The 1,460-nt window shown below is 52.1% G+C and carries 1 protein-coding gene; it reads left to right on the top strand.

The genetic code is table 11. From position 1 onward, the window contains the following. The first annotated feature begins 138 nt into the window (after positions 1-138). Positions 139-1,311, top strand: coding sequence for a hypothetical protein (locus tag V6D20_02075; GenBank protein ID HEY9814585.1), 1,173 nt, complete (start codon positions 139-141; stop codon positions 1,309-1,311). Positions 1,312-1,460: the final 149 nt, after the last annotated feature.

Below are 1,460 nucleotides of genomic sequence, written 5' to 3'. Positions count from 1 at the left end.
ATGCATTAGATGATCTTGAGGAATACGAAGCCGCTCTGGGTGGGTCTCTGGTTGAGCATCGGGCAGTATTGATTGAATTATGTGATTGATCATTAAACTGCTATAGTTTAAACATGCACTTACAACTGGGACAGTTTAATGTCATACGTTGATTACGCCACGACCAAGAAGCAGATGGATGTTGCGAAGTTCATGGACGAAGGCAACACGAGCGGGGAAGATATAGCCCGGAGGCTGGGCAAGGATGCAGGACAAGTAAGGCGCGACATACGATTAATCAAGGCTAGAGCTGCATCCAAAGGCTACGCGCCAGATCAAAGAATTAACAACCCATCAGCCCCAGGATTCACCCTAGATCGCTATACGCAGCCCGTTAAGACCGATGACGGCATAACTTGGTACAAGTACAGCGCTGACCAAGAAAAGCGCGAGGAAATGCTACACAGGTACATTGAGGGGTTGTGCAAGTCTATCCCCCCAGCTAAACCCACCAAATCCCGCCGCAAGAACTACCACTCAGACATAATGCCAGCCATCTTCATCGGGGATGCTCATATCGGTATGCAGGCGTTCGCCAGTGAAACACGACACTCTGATTTCAACGTTGAGATAGCCTGTGAGCAGCTACGCGATGCCTTTGATTACCACGTTGAACGCATGGAGCCATGCGAGAATGCCTTGCTGGTTGATGTTGGCGACCTGATACACGCCAATGACTCGGCAAACAGAACGCTCAAAGGGACGCCGCTAGACACAGACCAGAACCAATATAAGGTCATGGAGGCAGCCGGGGCCGTGCTGTCTTATGCGATTGGCGCGATGCTGACCAGAGCTAAGCGTGTAACCGTCGTGGTGGCAAAGGGTAACCACAACACAGACCCGGCCATGGCTATTGCACTCATACTGAAAGCCCGATATCACAATGAGCCGCGCGTTGACGTGCTGCCTAACGCCTCGTTCTACCAATACATTGAATACGGCAACTGGCTGTTTGGCTTCCACCATGGTGATAAACAGAAGCCCGAGACGCTTGGAACATCAATGGCGCGTGATATGCCCGCCGCTTGGGGCCGCACGACTCACCGAATGTGGTGCACTGGGCACTTTCACAAAGACCAACGCAAGACATTACCTGGCGTTAAGCATCAAGTATTTGGGGCATTGCCGCCGCCTGATAGCTGGCACGCTGGGCAAGGCTATTTGGGCGATGGTGAAATGGAAATGATCACGTTCAGGAAGGCCGGTGGCATCCACAGCAGCCACACCTACAACATACCGCAACCTCGCTTTGAGCCTGACGTTACTCTTTAGCCTCGTCATATTCCCGCCCAACCTTCCTAGCCACCACAATCACTATCACGGCGGCTAGGGCTGCCATTCCTAGCAAGGTCAGGGCAGCTATTGCGTAGGGGCTCATGTCAGTCAAGGCAGGCAATGAAAAACACGACACCAAGCAGTAT

It is taken from the genome of Candidatus Obscuribacterales bacterium, from assembly GCA_036703605.1.
Taxonomy (GTDB): domain Bacteria; phylum Cyanobacteriota; class Cyanobacteriia; order RECH01; family RECH01; genus RECH01.
Note: the sequence above shows the minus strand (reverse complement) of the source record. Positions and strands in the feature narration are given on the sequence as shown.

Coding starts and splice junctions, on each gene's coding strand:
- V6D20_02075 (HEY9814585.1), top strand. CDS start 139: ATGTCATACGTTGATTACGCCACGACCAAGAAGCAGATGGATGTTGCG.